Origin of the sequence: Flavobacterium sp. MMS24-S5 (assembly GCF_050320125.1) — a bacterium.
Lineage (GTDB): Bacteria > Bacteroidota > Bacteroidia > Flavobacteriales > Flavobacteriaceae > Flavobacterium > Flavobacterium tyrosinilyticum.
The window spans coordinates 292,869-306,752 of record NZ_CP190016.1 but is presented as its reverse complement, the minus strand read 5'-3'; the positions used below and the strand labels follow the sequence as shown (position 1 = coordinate 306,752).

14 protein-coding genes and 2 pseudogenes are annotated in these 13,884 nt (G+C 44.3%); 4 read left to right on the top strand and 12 right to left on the bottom strand.

The annotated features are described in order from the left end of the window. The first annotated feature begins 270 nt into the window (after positions 1 to 270). Positions 271 to 824, top strand: a pseudogene (locus tag ACPWTF_RS01425) (fasciclin domain-containing protein). A gap of 220 nt (positions 825 to 1,044) precedes the next feature. Here the strand turns inward: ACPWTF_RS01425 and ACPWTF_RS01420 are convergent. The 6 genes from ACPWTF_RS01420 to ACPWTF_RS01395 form a co-directional block, all read right to left on the bottom strand. Next, a complete protein-coding gene (locus tag ACPWTF_RS01420) occupies positions 1,045 to 2,259 on the bottom strand; it encodes a DUF6596 domain-containing protein (RefSeq protein ID WP_427874090.1) in 1,215 nt (404 codons plus the stop codon). Continuing rightward, complete coding sequence (locus ACPWTF_RS01415) at positions 2,249 to 2,605, bottom strand: YciI family protein (RefSeq protein WP_149207815.1); 357 nt, start codon at positions 2,603 to 2,605, stop codon at positions 2,249 to 2,251. Before ACPWTF_RS01415 ends, ACPWTF_RS01420 begins: the two co-directional genes overlap by 11 nt. A gap of 470 nt (positions 2,606 to 3,075) precedes the next feature. Continuing rightward, positions 3,076 to 3,459 (bottom strand): response regulator, encoded by a 384-nt coding sequence (locus ACPWTF_RS01410; protein ID WP_149208524.1) that lies wholly within the window; start codon positions 3,457 to 3,459, stop codon positions 3,076 to 3,078. Positions 3,460 to 3,497: 38 nt separating this feature from the next. Next, the gene (locus tag ACPWTF_RS01405) at positions 3,498 to 4,499 is read right to left on the bottom strand and encodes an ATP-binding protein (RefSeq protein ID WP_427874089.1); all 1,002 of its coding nucleotides are present in this window, start codon (positions 4,497 to 4,499) and stop codon (positions 3,498 to 3,500) included. Then, the gene (locus ACPWTF_RS01400) at positions 4,450 to 5,349 is read right to left on the bottom strand and encodes a PAS domain-containing protein (protein ID WP_427874088.1); all 900 of its coding nucleotides are present in this window, start codon (positions 5,347 to 5,349) and stop codon (positions 4,450 to 4,452) included. The genes ACPWTF_RS01405 and ACPWTF_RS01400 overlap by 50 nt, the downstream gene beginning before the upstream one ends. Further along, positions 5,273 to 6,871, bottom strand: a complete 1,599-nt coding sequence (locus ACPWTF_RS01395) for a PAS domain-containing protein (RefSeq protein WP_427874087.1) — start codon at positions 6,869 to 6,871, stop codon at positions 5,273 to 5,275. The genes ACPWTF_RS01400 and ACPWTF_RS01395 overlap by 77 nt, the downstream gene beginning before the upstream one ends. Positions 6,872 to 7,378: 507 nt before the next feature. Between ACPWTF_RS01395 and ACPWTF_RS01390 the strand changes: the two genes are divergently transcribed. Continuing rightward, positions 7,379 to 7,849, top strand: coding sequence for a DUF1016 N-terminal domain-containing protein (locus ACPWTF_RS01390; RefSeq protein WP_427874086.1), 471 nt, complete (start codon positions 7,379 to 7,381; stop codon positions 7,847 to 7,849). A gap of 326 nt (positions 7,850 to 8,175) precedes the next feature. Here ACPWTF_RS01390 and ACPWTF_RS01385 read toward each other — a convergent pair. The 3 genes and pseudogenes from ACPWTF_RS01385 to ACPWTF_RS01375 all read right to left on the bottom strand — a co-directional run bounded on the left by ACPWTF_RS01385 (position 8,176) and on the right by ACPWTF_RS01375 (position 10,369). Further along, positions 8,176 to 8,880 (bottom strand): annotated as a pseudogene (locus tag ACPWTF_RS01385) (SDR family oxidoreductase). Then, positions 8,837 to 9,181: a hypothetical protein gene (locus ACPWTF_RS01380; RefSeq protein ID WP_427874085.1), complete on the bottom strand. Its 345-nt coding sequence runs from the start codon at positions 9,179 to 9,181 to the stop codon at positions 8,837 to 8,839. The pseudogene ACPWTF_RS01385 and the gene ACPWTF_RS01380 overlap by 44 nt, the downstream one beginning before the upstream one ends. A 237-nt stretch (positions 9,182 to 9,418) precedes the next feature. Then, positions 9,419 to 10,369, bottom strand: coding sequence for a hypothetical protein (locus tag ACPWTF_RS01375; RefSeq protein ID WP_427874084.1), 951 nt, complete (start codon positions 10,367 to 10,369; stop codon positions 9,419 to 9,421). Between the two features lie 285 nt (positions 10,370 to 10,654). On the opposite strand from ACPWTF_RS01375, the gene ACPWTF_RS01370 reads away from it, so the two are divergent. Then, positions 10,655 to 11,047 (top strand): response regulator, encoded by a 393-nt coding sequence (locus tag ACPWTF_RS01370; RefSeq protein WP_179005241.1) that lies wholly within the window; start codon positions 10,655 to 10,657, stop codon positions 11,045 to 11,047. Positions 11,048 to 11,142: 95 nt separating this feature from the next. On the opposite strand, the gene ACPWTF_RS01365 is transcribed toward ACPWTF_RS01370, so the two are convergent. Further along, entirely contained in the window at positions 11,143 to 11,568 is a 426-nt protein-coding gene (locus ACPWTF_RS01365; protein ID WP_179005243.1) for a response regulator, read from the bottom strand. A gap of 272 nt (positions 11,569 to 11,840) precedes the next feature. On the opposite strand from ACPWTF_RS01365, the gene ACPWTF_RS01360 reads away from it, so the two are divergent. Then, positions 11,841 to 12,086 carry a hypothetical protein gene (locus ACPWTF_RS01360; protein WP_149207808.1) on the top strand — a complete coding sequence of 82 codons (246 nt, stop codon included), beginning with the start codon at positions 11,841 to 11,843 and terminating at the stop codon, positions 12,084 to 12,086. Between the two features lie 96 nt (positions 12,087 to 12,182). On the opposite strand, the gene ACPWTF_RS01355 is transcribed toward ACPWTF_RS01360, so the two are convergent. Beyond that, entirely contained in the window at positions 12,183 to 13,496 is a 1,314-nt protein-coding gene (locus ACPWTF_RS01355) for a PcfJ domain-containing protein (RefSeq protein WP_427874083.1), read from the bottom strand. Beyond that, a complete protein-coding gene (locus ACPWTF_RS01350; RefSeq protein WP_427874082.1) occupies positions 13,493 to 13,882 on the bottom strand; it encodes a PcfK-like family protein in 390 nt (129 codons plus the stop codon). The genes ACPWTF_RS01355 and ACPWTF_RS01350 overlap by 4 nt, the downstream gene beginning before the upstream one ends. Positions 13,883 to 13,884: the final 2 nt, after the last annotated feature.

Sequence of the window (13,884 nt, the reverse complement as noted above, 5' to 3'; positions counted from 1 at the left end):
GGTAAGGCTTAAAGATATTAGCGGTATGGCCGGCCTTGAACATTCCAGCTAAATTTTAGAAAATGGGGTTTTTAATTTTTTGGCCTTTTTCGAATATCAATATCGCCTGGAAAAATAGAAGAAAAATATTTTTTTTTATAAGCCTAAGGGGCAGTCTTTAAGGCTTTTGTGCTTTTTTATTTTATTTTTTTCAATACTCATTTTTTTTCATGAAAACCAGAAAGCAGTTTAAAGCGTAGATGACTTTATAACTTTATAAAAAATGTAATTATGAAAACTAGAAAATTTTTAGCTTTGGCAGTTTTAACATTGGGATTCGGATTTACGATGAACGCCCAGAAAACCGTGATGGTGGGAGGGGCAGCAATGTATCCAAATAAAAACATAATAGAAAATGCAGTCAACTCTAACGACCATACCACACTTGTGGCGGCGGTAAAAGCGGCGGGACTGGTAGAGACGCTTCAGGGAAAAGGCCTTTCACCGTATTTGCGCCGACAAATGAAGCCTTCGGCAAACTTCCTGCAGGAACAGTAGACAATTTACTGAAACCGGAAAACATGAAAATGCTGCAGACTATTCTGACCTACCATGTGGTTGCAGGAAAGATGAACAGTTCCGATATTGCAAAAGCGATAAAAGCAGGAAAAGGAAAAGCAGTGCTGAAAACAGTAAGCGGCGGTACGCTGACAGCCTGGATGGAGGGTAAGGATTTATATATCAGCGATGAGAACGGCAATAAGTCTAAAGTTAGCATAGCGGACGTAAACCAGTCAAACGGTGTAATCCATGTGGTTGATGCTGTCCTGCTTCCAAAGATGTAATACTGTAAAGAGATTGTATGTGATAAGCCCCTTTTTTAAAGGGGCTTTTTTATGCTTTTCAGTGTTTGGATTTCCCGGCGGAAAGAAGTGAAGACCGGCAGGCTTTAAATGATGCCGCTTTTTTAATTTTATGCAGTTCTAAAGCCTGCGGCTGGAGATCATGTTTCTTATCTGAAAAGGTAGAAATCAAAAAAGACATATCAATTGAAATATTTTTATTTTATAATCCGACTGACTCGTTTTCCAGCAGGTATTCTTTCCTTATTTTCTGGTTCATTTTACTTAGCACCGATGTAAACAGATCATCGGACTCTTCAGGTCTGGTTTCTTTTAGTATTTTAGCTTTTACCAGAGAAAAATAGATATGTTCGGCCGGAAGCTCTTTTTCAATCTGAGAAAGAATCTGCAGCGCCTGCTGCGTTTTTCCAATTTTAGCCAGACAAAAGCAATAGTTCAGTCTTGCAACAGGAGACAGGCAGACCTGCTGCATGATTTCATGTAATTTCACAATATCAAGCCAGTCATTTTGTGTTAGCTCCGCAATGGACATGTACCTGCTGATAATAACCGCTTCAAGATAAAAACGGTTTAAGGTTTTGGGTTTTTTAAGATAATGAAAGCCTAAAGCGATCAATTCCGTATTCCATTTTTCGCGGTCATGGCTGAAAAAAGAAATGAGCCTGCCATTGACAACCCGGGCTGCACTTCTTGCGGCATGAAAGCAGAAAAGGGCCAGCAGACTGCCTGTGGAGCCATACTTATAGCGGCCGTATAAAAGTTTAGTCAGAGCCATTGCGTCCAGGCATAAATCTTCATTGAAAACCCCTTGGGCCTTTTCATCAAAACAGTCGTAGCCTATATTAAAAACAGCGTAAAATATTTCTTCTGCCCTTGCGATATCTTCCCTGACGGCTGCTATTGAATCCAGTTCGACAGTTTTGCCCTTAAATTGGGACTGGATATTTTTCTTTGTCCTGGCAATACTTTTGTAAACGGCTTCTTTACCCATCAGGGTGCAGCCGCTTATTTCAGATATGCTTAGTCCAAAAATATCCTTAAGAGCAAAGAGTATTTTGGCTTGGCTGGAAATATTTTCTACAGCAGATATAAAGAGAACGGTCTGAAGCCGCAGGTCAGTCTGGCAGCTTTCCGCCGCAGAACCTTCCATATGTTGCGCAGAAAAACTGTTTTTTTCTTTATCCTTTTTGATCTGGTTCAGCAGGTCATTTCGGGCAACGATGAAAAGCCAGTTTTCCATATTGTTCAGGATGGTATTCTGGCTGCGTATTTTTAAGGATTTTAATAAGGAATTATGAATGGCATCCTCAATTTCAGAAATATAATCTGCACCAAACTTATTTAATAACGCTGCAAACAGCTTTCCGTACAAGGCCCGGTAATTCCTTTCTTCCCCGAAAAACATTTCATTGCCCATAATCTTCCATTTCCATTATCTGGCGGATTTCGGTAGTGCCTCCGTAAAGATGCGTGGGACATTCCTTGGCCAGTTCGACAGCCGTTTTTAAATCCTCTGCCTGCAGTAAGTAATATCCCCCAATAATTTCTTTGGATTCCAGATGAGGCCCGTCTTTGATGATGCAGTCTTTCCCGCTGATCAAAACACTTTTTTCCTGCAGTCCGTCGCCTGAAATCAAATGTCCTGCCGCGGCTAATCTCTCTGCCCACCTCATATGCGCATCAGCCAGCTGCTGCATTTCTTTTGAAGAGAGCTCGTTTAGTTTTTCAATGTCTTCATGAAGTAATAATAGGAACTTTTTCATAATAAATTATTTTTAAAATTTCATTAAAGACATCTGGGTGTTCCGGTTTTGGACATTTATTTGTTTTTTTTTCAAAATAAAAAGCCATTTGGCCCTTGTGTGTGATGGATGTACAATTCCAGCTGTTAATTGGCTGCATTTGAATTCAAAAAAAACTAATAAAACTAAGGAGATTTTTTTAAATCTACTTAGTTTTTATGCTTTAGTTATGAATCTGCTTTTAAATTTCTTTGAATCGGTAAACTCAAATAGGATAGGATGAATTCTTGCTTTTAGGCCGCTGAAAAAACAGCTTTAACTTTTTGCCGCAAAGTTGAGAGAAGCTTTCCGCTGTTCGGCTTGCAGCAGAGAAGAGTCTGCATTTAATGAATTAAACCCCATGTGAAGAGTTCAAAATTTAAAAAAGGGCATGTTTTATAAAAAACAATCCCTTTTTAATAGTTGTAAGCAATGCAATGGAAATCTGCAATTTAGAAATTCTTTATGGCTGCCATAATATCCTTTCGCTGCTGCTGCAGCGAATATTGTTTGGTCAGGAAAAAGGCGGCCTTGTTTTCCATGGCAAAATTCCTGTCCAGATCACTTGAGGATGTCGTATATATGATAACCGGTATATCCTTCAGGTCGGGATCCATTTTAATGTGCTGCAAGAAGGTACGCCCGTCCATTATGGGCATATTGAGGTCCAGAAAAATCAAATCCGGCTTTGTAAAGTTTTCTGATTTAAGTTTTTCAAAGGCATCTGCGCCATTTATGGCTTGCTGCAAAACAATTGAGGGATGGTCTTCGGCCAGCAGTTCAGCAAAGATTTCGCGGTCGTCTGGATCATCATCAATTAAAAAAATGGTCGTCATATGTATAATAATGGAGTGTAAATATACTATTTTCCCTCCTAATTTTTTATCATCCCCCCATTTTTTTCGCGCAGTTCAGGCATAATAATAGTAAAAACAGTGCCTGAGCCTTCCTGCGATGCGGCAGTAATTTCACCATTGTGGTTCTGCATGATCTTGCGGCACATGGCAAGGCCGATTCCGGTGCCTGAATACTGGTCGTTTCCATGCAGGCGCTGGAAGATATTGAAAATCTGTTCGGCGTACTGCTGTGAGAATCCAATGCCGTTATCGCGCACTTCTATTTTGATATAGGGAAGTTCCAGATCCAGTGCATGCAGCCTGAGTTGAGCTTCTGGAACAGGCTGTGCGTTAATGCTGATTTCGGGCCTGTTGCCGGGCTTGGTATATTTCAGGGCATTGGAGAGCAGATTGCCGAAAAGCTGTGACATCTGAAGCGGTATGGCCTGCACGAGGGGAAGCTGCCCGATGCTTACCTGGGCATTTTTCTGTTCGATGACCAGGTCAAAATCTGCCAATATTTCGCTGAGCACTGTATTGAGGTTTACCGGTACAAATTGATGTGAAATATGGGTGAGCTTTGAAAACTGCAGCACATCCTTAATGAGGTTCTCCATCCTTCTGGAAGAAGAGCTGATCTTGTCGATATAAGTATTTACCTTCTCGGGGTTCTTTCCCAGATTGTTCTGCAGCAGATCGGTAAAAACGCTGATCTTTCTTATAGGTTCCTGCAGGTCGTGGGAGGCGATATAGGCAAACTGCGAAAGCTCGCGGTTGTTGGCCTCCAGTTCGGCATTTTTAGTCTGCAGCTCGGCGGTCTGTTCCTTTACCTTGAAGGTAAGCTCCTGCTGGAGTTCCTTTTCTTTGGTCACGTCCTGTGCCGTGCCGCTGAGTGATTTTACCACACCATCCTTGCCGTACTGCACCTGGGCGTTGGCATGGATAATGCGCTGCTGTCCTGTTATTTTGTTTACAATCTGAAATTCATAATCATAAAATTGTTCGGCCGAACCGCTGACGGCTCTTCCAGGCCACGGCAACTTTATGCCTGTAGGGTTCGCTGATGCGCTGCAGGAACTCTTCCCGGTCTGCGGTGCCGGCGCTTAAACCGAGCCACTCCTTGAAACGGTCCGAACAGGTAATGGTTTTAGTTTCGGCGTCGAGCGTCCAAGTGGAGAGTTCGGCCAGTTCAATAGCCCCTGCGAGCGCCATCCTTGTCTCTTCGAGTTTTTTGGTGGCGATGACCTGATCGGTAACGTCAATGGCAATGTCCATAACCCCGTAAATCGTGCCTTTGGAGTCGCGGATCGGGGTATAGGTAAACTCAAAATAGTAGGTGCTGATTTTTCCGTTGAGCTTCAGGTTCGCCGGTACGGAATGGCCGTAATAGGTTTCGCCTGTGCTGTAGACCTGCTGCAGGATATCCATAAAAGGCTGCCCCCTTAATTCGGGAACAGCTTCTTCCATGGGAAGCCCTATCACGGAGCTGTCCTTGCCCCAGTATCCAATCATGATATCATTGGCAATTTCGATCTTCATATCCAATCCTGTAAAGAGGCAGATCCCCACGGGGGACTGCTGGATCATCGAGGTGAGCTGGTTCTGGCTTTCAATAACGGCCTGGCGCACGGAAATTATTTCATCGATGTCCATGCAAAACCCGGCGTACCCGCCGTACTGTCCTTCGGCATCATAAAAAGGGTCGCCGGCGGCGCGGCACCAGATCAGCTGCCCATTGTTTTTCCTTGCCCGGAAAAGCACATCGAAATGGCTTTTCTGCTCCAGGGCCTTAAGGTATGCTTCTTTGGTTTTTTTATAGTCCTGCTCGGCAATGACCCAGGTTACATTTTCCCTCCAGCAGTTCCTGGTAGGGCACCCCTGTGAAATCAATAAGGGTTTTGTTGAAATAGGTAAACATTCCCTGCGGATTGGAAAGCCATAACCCGGTAGGGGAGCTGTCGGTTACATTTGAAAAATGGCGGTCTGCCTCCCGCTTGGTCATCTCAAGTCGTGACTGTGCCTGCTCAAGGGCCAGACGGCTGTTTTCCTTCTCGGTGATGTCGGCGACCGTTCCGGAGAACATCGGTGCTTTTGCTTCGGAATTGATGATGCGTGCCGCTGATATGGCAATGTGGTGTATGCTGCCGTCGTCCCAAATAACCCTTGGGGCATAGTTAAAGGTGCCATTTTCCATGCCGCTTTTGATGGCGCCGGTCATCAGATGCAGGTCATCGGGATGCACGTATTTGAGGAAATCCTTCCTGCCCAGGCCGGGTTTAAAATTCCCGGTGAGTATCCTGCTGAATTCATCGGAATATTCCAGGGTATCAGCGGCATAATCCACGCTGAAAAGTCCCAGAGCCATGCTCTGTATGGTAAGATCGGTGAGCTGTCTTGATTTTTGAAGCTCTTGAGACGCTTTGCGGTGCTCGGTGATATCCTGCAGAATGCCGTTAAAGCGGTAAGCGGTTTTAGTATTGTCAAACCATGCCTTTCCAAGGGCATGCACAATCCGCGGTATTTTGGTAATGGGGTGGATGATGGTATACTCAATATCGTATCGCCCGCCTGATTCGTATCGGAGTGCATAATTAATTGATTCAGTGACACGCTGACGGTCATTCTCTGCGACTGCCCCCAGGGCATGTTCGAGTTTCACCTGCTGATCGGCTTTGAGCCCGAACCAGTCCTTGAGCCTTGCATTTGAAGAAAAGCGCCGTGTCCTTGGATCCAGATCATAAGTCCCAAATTCGGCTGCGTTGATGGCAAATTCCAGCTCGTCGCTGCTTTGCTGCAGATGAAGTCTGCTGTTTACTTTTTCAGTGGTTTCATTGCAGATTACCAATACACCCTTGATCTGGCGGCGGTCGTCCCTTATCGGGCTATAGCTGAAAGTCCAGTATACGTCTTCCATTTTGCCGTTTCGGAATATTGGCAGCAGCAGGTCGTCGTACCAGATGCTTTCTCCCGTTGATAGCACTTTTTGAATCAGCGGATGGATAAAATCCCATATTTCAGGCCAGCAGTCCACGGCTTTCTGTCCCATGGCTTTGGGATGTCTGCCCTCATTTCCGAAACTGGGACGATAGGCATCATTGTAGAACTGTATCAGCTGATCACCCCACCAGAGAAACATCGGAAATTTTGAGCACACGATTGTGGCAATGGTGTTTTTGAGGTTCTCCGGCCAGGTGTCCGGAGTGCCCAAAGTATGGCTTTCCCAGTCAATATTTTCAATTAGCTCGGCGGCTTCACCTCCATTTTGAAGAAAGTAAAAGTCTGAAGTATTTGGGTCTTGATTCAATTTTCTAGTTTTAGGAAGGGCTGCTGCATACAGGATAACAGTTTTGGTTTTTGTAAAAGTAAGCAATTTTATTTTTTGTTGCGGTTCCGATGGAACGGACTTCTTCATCCGGTATGCTGTTTCTGCCTAACAGGCAGCGTAAAAAAATAGTTTTTGTCTTGCGTAAAATTAATTTTTCCGCTGTGGCAGCTTTTATACAATTTTTATGGAAAATTTTAAAATTGTCACTTTTAAGGCTTTAGTTTTTCAACTGCATTTGCGGCATAAAACTTTAGTTAAATAATGCCAAACACTACATCTGCATACTGCAATGGCATTTTTAAGGTTTTGTCTGTGGGAAGCCGGAGCCGACTATTTTTTTAAACCATTTTTTTTGGATGTGTTAATTTAGAATCCTGGCTGTTTTAAAAACATTGATCCGCATCGCTTTTAAAGAGTGTCTGATGTCTTACTGCTTATTTATTTCTAAAAAAACGCATGGCGGATGCTGTTAGATTTTTTATCTTTGAAATATTCAATTTTTATTTAGGCCTTTAGCTGAAACTTTTAATAAAAATTGTGATGATTTCAACTAAATTAGAAGCCCTGTAATTTGGTTAAGCATGATGGGATACTATGGCAGAAAATATAAATAATACAGCGTTTATTGAAGCGGATTTAATCAGCGAGTTATCCCGTCTTGCCGAACAGACCCAACAGCAGGCTAACGGTTCTTCAGTGCTGCTTTTTTGGGAAATTGGATTTAAAATTAATGAAACAATACTTGATAAAAAACTATCAGAAAACGCACGACAGATCGTGACTGCCTTGTCGTTGGAAATAAAGAATAAATTCGGCAGCAATTTTGAAGAAAAAAATCTTCGGACAATGATGCGGTTTGCTGATGAGTTTGCAGACAAAGAAATTGTCGCGAGACTGTCCCGGCAATTAACATGGTCCCACTTTTTAGCTATTCTGCCTATCAACAATACAGAGGCTAAACTCTTCTATGCCAATCAGATTAACGACCTGCTGATGAGCGTCAATGATTTAGGAGAGCAGATAGCGGCGAAAACTTTTAAACGTACTGAAACAGGAAAATATTAACAGAATCATCTCCATTTGATGGACAGTACTCTTTTAAAGAACCTCTTGGGATGTTTTTTAAAATATAGGAAATGTTTTTTTAGAAAAGATTTGTTACAGGAATACTTGGTTAGGTGAAAAATATGGAGAAGATTTAATTTAGTTTTACTTTTTATCATCGAAAATCAAATCGCCAGCAGATAGAATTGCATTATCTCATTATCAGTCTCTGATAGCTTTTATAAAAAATAGAGTATTTTAAGGTAAATTTTTATTACAGTCAATAAAAACCTCTGCAGACTGCTATTGCAGAGGTTTTGTACTTTATAAATCCTCTCTCTGATTGATTATGGATTGCCTTCACCGCCGCTTGAGCCATAAATCTGCCCAGTTGCATAGCTGGCATCTTCAGCGGCGAGCTGTACATAAATGGAAGCCAGTTCGGCCGGCTGTCCTGGTCTCCCCAAAGGAGTTTGGGATCCAAATTCTTTGAGTTTTTCCATACTGGCACCTCCGCTTACCTGCAATGCAGTCCACACTGGTCCTGGGGCTACACCGTTGACTCTGATTCCTTTTGGTGCCAGCTGTCTGGCCAGTGATTTGATGTAATTTGTAGTGGCGGCTTTTGTCTGGGCATAATCGTATAAATCTTCGGTGGGAGCATAGGCCTGCACAGAACTTGTTCCGATGATGGATGATCCCGGTTTCAGGTAAGGCAGCGCCGCTTTGATAATCCAGAAAGGAGCATAAATATTGGTTTTCATGGTCCAGTCAAATTCTTCTGAGGAAATATCTAAGATGGAGTGGTGAGCCTGCTGTCTTGCCGCGTTGTTGACTACTATATCTAATCAGCCAAGGGCTTGGGCTGCCTGATCGACAAGAGATCTGCAGAACGTCTCATCGCGGAGATCCCCGGGAATGGCAGCAGCCTTTCTTCCTGCGGCTTCAATGAGCTGGATCACTTCCTTTGCATCTTCCTCCTCGGTAGGGTAATAGTTTATGGCAACATCAGCTCCTTCTCTTGCATAAGCAATTGCGGCGGCTCTTCCCAAACCGGAATCGCCTCCTGTAATGATGGGCCTTACGGCCTTTTAATCGTCCTGTGCCTTTGTAGCTTTCTTCACCATGATCCGGTCTGGGATCCATTTTACTGACAAGACCCGGCCATGGCTGCGACTGCTCATTGAAGGGCGGTACTGCATATTTGGTGACAGGGTCTTGCATTTCAGCAGCATGGCTGTTTTGCTGTGCGGCTGGATTTAAGGTGTTTTCGCTGTGCAGCGCGCTTTCTCCAAGTGCAGGTGCCACACCGGTCTGCTCAGCATTCTGCGGTATATTGTTTTTGCTTTCCATAATCATTTACTTTTTGCATTTTTAAAAATCATCTTCTTTTTTCCTAAAAAAATGGAATCAAATTTAAAAAACGAACCAGCCTTCATTTTTATAAGATTACAGCAATTTTTTGCAAGATATAGAGTATCGAATGGTAATCTGCGGTTTTCAGCTGTGCATTGCGATCTGGCGCTTCTTGGGAAGCTCAAAATTTAGATGGTCCTCTTTTACAGCGTTTTGTGTTTTTTGTCCCGCTTTTTAATTCTCTATCCGGGCAGCTTGGGCCACCATTCGAAACAGAGGTTCGTATTTTCTCAGCTGGTGATCCAGATTATGGTGCGCAGCAGCAGGGCCGATGCTGCCCTGCAGGCAGTATAGCTTGCCCCCGCTTGCCGCCATAAACTGGAGCATGCGCACTTTCATATTTTTTTGGGGCTCGTCCAAAATTTCCTCTATTTCCGCCATTATGCCCGGCATATCATCGATGGTAACCGGCTCTGTGCGGATCAGCCTGCTTTGCGGGGGTATCATTTCCTGCATGGATTTTTCATTAAGTGCAAGGTTTTGGTATTCTTGGGGCAGATCATGAATTACGATCAGTATCTTTTCATTTCCTTTTCCCTCACAGCTGGTAAACTGCTGCACGGCTGCGGGCATTTGGGCTTCCTGCGCCTCCCAGCTTTTGGGTATCGGCAGTACAACCACGCTTTGGTCTGCTTTGGGATGGCCCTTTGTGGAGAATTTTACCGTATGGCCGTCGATTATTTCCTGATGGGGCGCGTCATGGTAGGCAAAGGCGAGCAGGCCTTTGGGAAGAGGGGCAGCCGGGCTGAACCCTATTTTGTCTTTGACGGCCTGAAGAAATTTGGCCGCATATTCTTTCTTTTCAATAGGCTGCCGCAGCTGCTGGTTTATCAGGGAGTCAATGTGTTTTTGAAAGCTGCTGAACTGCGGATCAGCGAGCTGCTGCCGCAGAAAGAGTTCCGCATTTTTCTCTGCCCTTCCAAATACCGCCTGAGCCTTTTGCTGAAGGTCGGCCGCTTCTTTTGCAAAGGCAGGGAATTGGCTGGCGGCCTTTTTCAAGGCGGCGCCCTGTCCTTTCAAAAAAGCATAGGTTTCCATGGCAAGAAGCACTTTAGGATCATGGTGCTGCTGCGGATAACAGCCCCAGACAGCCAGTGCACAAAAAAGGAACAGTAGGGGTCTCATAGTCTGCAGTTCTAATTTAAAACCAAAATAAAACAGATAGGCAAGGATGAAAAATCCTATAAAAACGCAAAAATAATCTTCATGGCGGCATTGTTTTTATATAATTCCAAAATAGAGTTGTAAAATTTCCACATCTGGCGGCCAGCGTCCATTTGCCGCAGAAAATCGCCGTACCTTTAAGGGCGGCTGTATAGGTGATTTATCTTTTTTTGCCTGCCGCGCCAAACCGCATCGGGCTAAAAACCGTATTTAACTGCAGCCGAGGAGCTTAAAAATGTATGTGCCATGTTATATAGAAGTATTCTGCTTATCGATGATGACCGTGAAGATGCCGAGCTGTTTATGGAAGCGGTAGACCAGCTCAATAAAAACATACTGCTGCGATGGGAGAGCAGTCCGCAGACTGCCTTGGAAGAACTCAGGGGGTCTGATAAGCTGCCCGAACTGATTTTTCTAGATTATAATATGCCCAGAATCAATGGGCTGGAGCTGCTGGTCTCTTTAAAAAATGACGCAAGGCTGAAGGATATTCCTGTAGTGATGATCTCGACCCCCTCGGCGGATTTCATGAAGAGCAAAATCGGGCAGCACAACATCCTTGCCTATATCAGCAAGCCCAACAGTTTTGGCGAGCTGCTTTCCCAGCTGGATTCGCTTTTGCAGCCAAAGCCATTTTGATGTTTCGAGCAAGAAAAAAAATAGAAAGCCGCAACAGATTTTACCTGAAGTTCAGCGGGCGGATTCGTACAATATAAATAAAGCAGAGGTGTTTTTTACAGTGCTGATCCCGGAGTAAGGCTTAGGCGCCAGTATTCCACAATGTTTTTTATCATGGCTTGATAGACTGAGAAGTCTTCTTCTTTCCTAAAGTATCCCTGTACTTGGCAGCGGTACGCCCTGAGCACATTTTCCGGGTTTTTCGAGGTGGAAAGAAAGATGTAAGGAGTACATTTCTCGCGGATTTCCGCCAGGGCAAGTATCTGTTCGCGGAGTTCAAAGCCATTAATCTTGGGCATATTGATATCTGACAAAATAAGGAAAGGCCTTACCTTCGAATTGGAAAGGTAAGAAAGGGCATCCATTGGGTCTTCAATGAATTTTATTTTGTTAGGATAGTCCAGGCTTTCAAAAATATCCTTAAGGAAGAGCCTGTCATCCTCGTCATCTTCGATTATTATTATTTCTCCGTTTCTTCTCATGTCTTAAAGATACGCTTTAAATTGGGTAATTTAGCTTTGTCCAGTTTTGATTTTCCATTGTGAGGGCTAAAAGTTTTTAAGATTCTGCCTCCCTAAAATTAAATCATTTTATTGTTTTTTTCTTACAGTAAATTTTATTTTTCTTACTAAATTAACATGTGAGGTAAAATGCTGCTTGTCTTTTTTTAACAGTACCCGGTGCTGCGGCTGCGGTCTTAATTGCTATATTTGATAGGAGAATTACAACTACCCTAACATACAGATCTTTCACAATGGAAAAAGCAATACAATTAAAGGTGAGAAAAGATTTAGACCCGCACCAGCAGCTCACCGTGATCAAACTCAAAGGGAGCCTGATTTCGAAAGGCTATACCGAGATTATCCATATTCTGGACCAGGACGAGGAGTATCATCTCAATACCTTTGAAACGGATCTGGAGAAGCGCGGTGAAGCCCGGCAGTATATAACGGCCTTTATCGATCAGGAAAACCTTGCCGATGCGATTACCTTAAAGTAATGCGGCTTTGGCAGGCATTGGAATCCAGAGCCCGCCGTCCAGGAGGACGGCGGGCTTTCGGGCTTTGATTTCACTGCATAAAAAAAGCCGATATGCTTATCGGCTTATAATTTTGGGTTTTCTTTTTTTCATGCGCTCCTTTATCTGATACAAGTTTTGGCTCAGCAGCTGCAGGATCTGTCTGTGATGTCTGGAGGGCTTGTTTTTCATTCCCCTGCACTGCAGGATTTCCATACGGCTGAGTGAAATTTCGATGGTTTCTACGGACTTATCGCAGACCTTTGCCGAGAATATCAGCGAATCTTTTCTAACATAATACTCATTGGTGAACACGCAATGCCCCAAGTCGTCGCCCTCGGCCATAAAATCTTTTACTTCTTCAATAACGGAAATGCTGAGCTGCCCATCGCGGAAAGACAGCCCGAAAAAGCGCTTTTTGTCGCTTGCGTATCTTTTCTGCGCCTTTTCGATTTCAAGGCGCAGGTCGCGGAGTTTTTTCTTGCGAAGCAAGTCCCTTTTCTTTTTTACTAAATGGTCGTGCGCTTCACTGAGGTTATCGGGGCATACATAGAGCGCACACGAAAGGTCTTTTTTGAAATACCGCAGCAGTTCGAGATAATCCTCCCAAACGGGGACATCTGAAATTTTGTAATGGTTTCGGATGACGGTCTTGACCGCCTGCCAGTTGCGGCGGATGTTCTGCCGTGATGCGCAGAGGTAATACTGCAAAAGGTGCAGCTGTTTTGCCTTTAGCAGGGTCTCGGCGATGGGGTCGCTTAGAAGCGATGAAAACAATAAGTGCGGTGCAATGTCATATACCGAAGTCTTGAATCCGTTGCGTTTTAAAATCGGAAGCACTTTCATCTGCGGATAGACCTTGAAAGGATTGATATAGAATCGGGCGTTGCGGACGAAGTCCTTTGGCTTTATTTCAAGCGGGGAATAGAATTTCCAAGCATCTAGCGTGCCTGCAAATGCATTGGTGCTGCGTGCAAGGGTGCGCACTTCGCCCGCAGGACTAATCCAATGCTGCATAACCTCTTTATGGAAATAAGTCGGGATGAAATTCTTTTTCATATGCTTGCGGCTGATTATCATGCGCACCACCTGAAACCCCGCACAGCGCTCGAAAAGGGCGAAATATTCTGTTTCCTTAAAATGCACCTGATTATAAGGCATCATTTTGAGTCTGCCTGCGCAGGCAGGGCAGGAAGTGAACCTGGCGCAGGTGGTTGGATAGGAAGGTTTCCAAACGTGGGCGCAGTCCAGGCAGTAGAACCTGCTGCGGGACAACACACCCCATTTGAGAAAAATAGTCTGCTCTGCCCAAGTAAATACCTCTTCTCTGATAGGCGCAAGCGAGGCGCTCAGCGCCGTCAGCTGCTTTTCGATGATGGTTTTGGGTGTCATAGGTCAAAGAGTGTCAGGGCGGTCTGCGCCGCAGGTTTTACGTCTTTTTTTACGGTTGGAACAGGTTCGGTTTTGACAGGCGCAGCAGGGATTTCAGGCTGCGTAAAAAGGTCGGCGGCGGCAGGGGTCTGCACTATGGCTTTGCAAGCCACAGATGCGGGCAAGCCGATGGAATCATCGGTGTAGTACTTGACTGCCATGTCGAAGATTTCCTGATTGTCAAAGGCGCACAAGCCTGTTTTTTTGACCTCCCCGAAAATGTAATTCAGACAGCTGTCCAAGTTTTTAGAAGCTTTGGCAAGCATAGGCGCAAAGGCGGTATCGCCCTGCGCCAAAGTGCTCAGATAGTTCCCTATGGCATTTTTAAAATTTTCAGAAGCTTTCATAA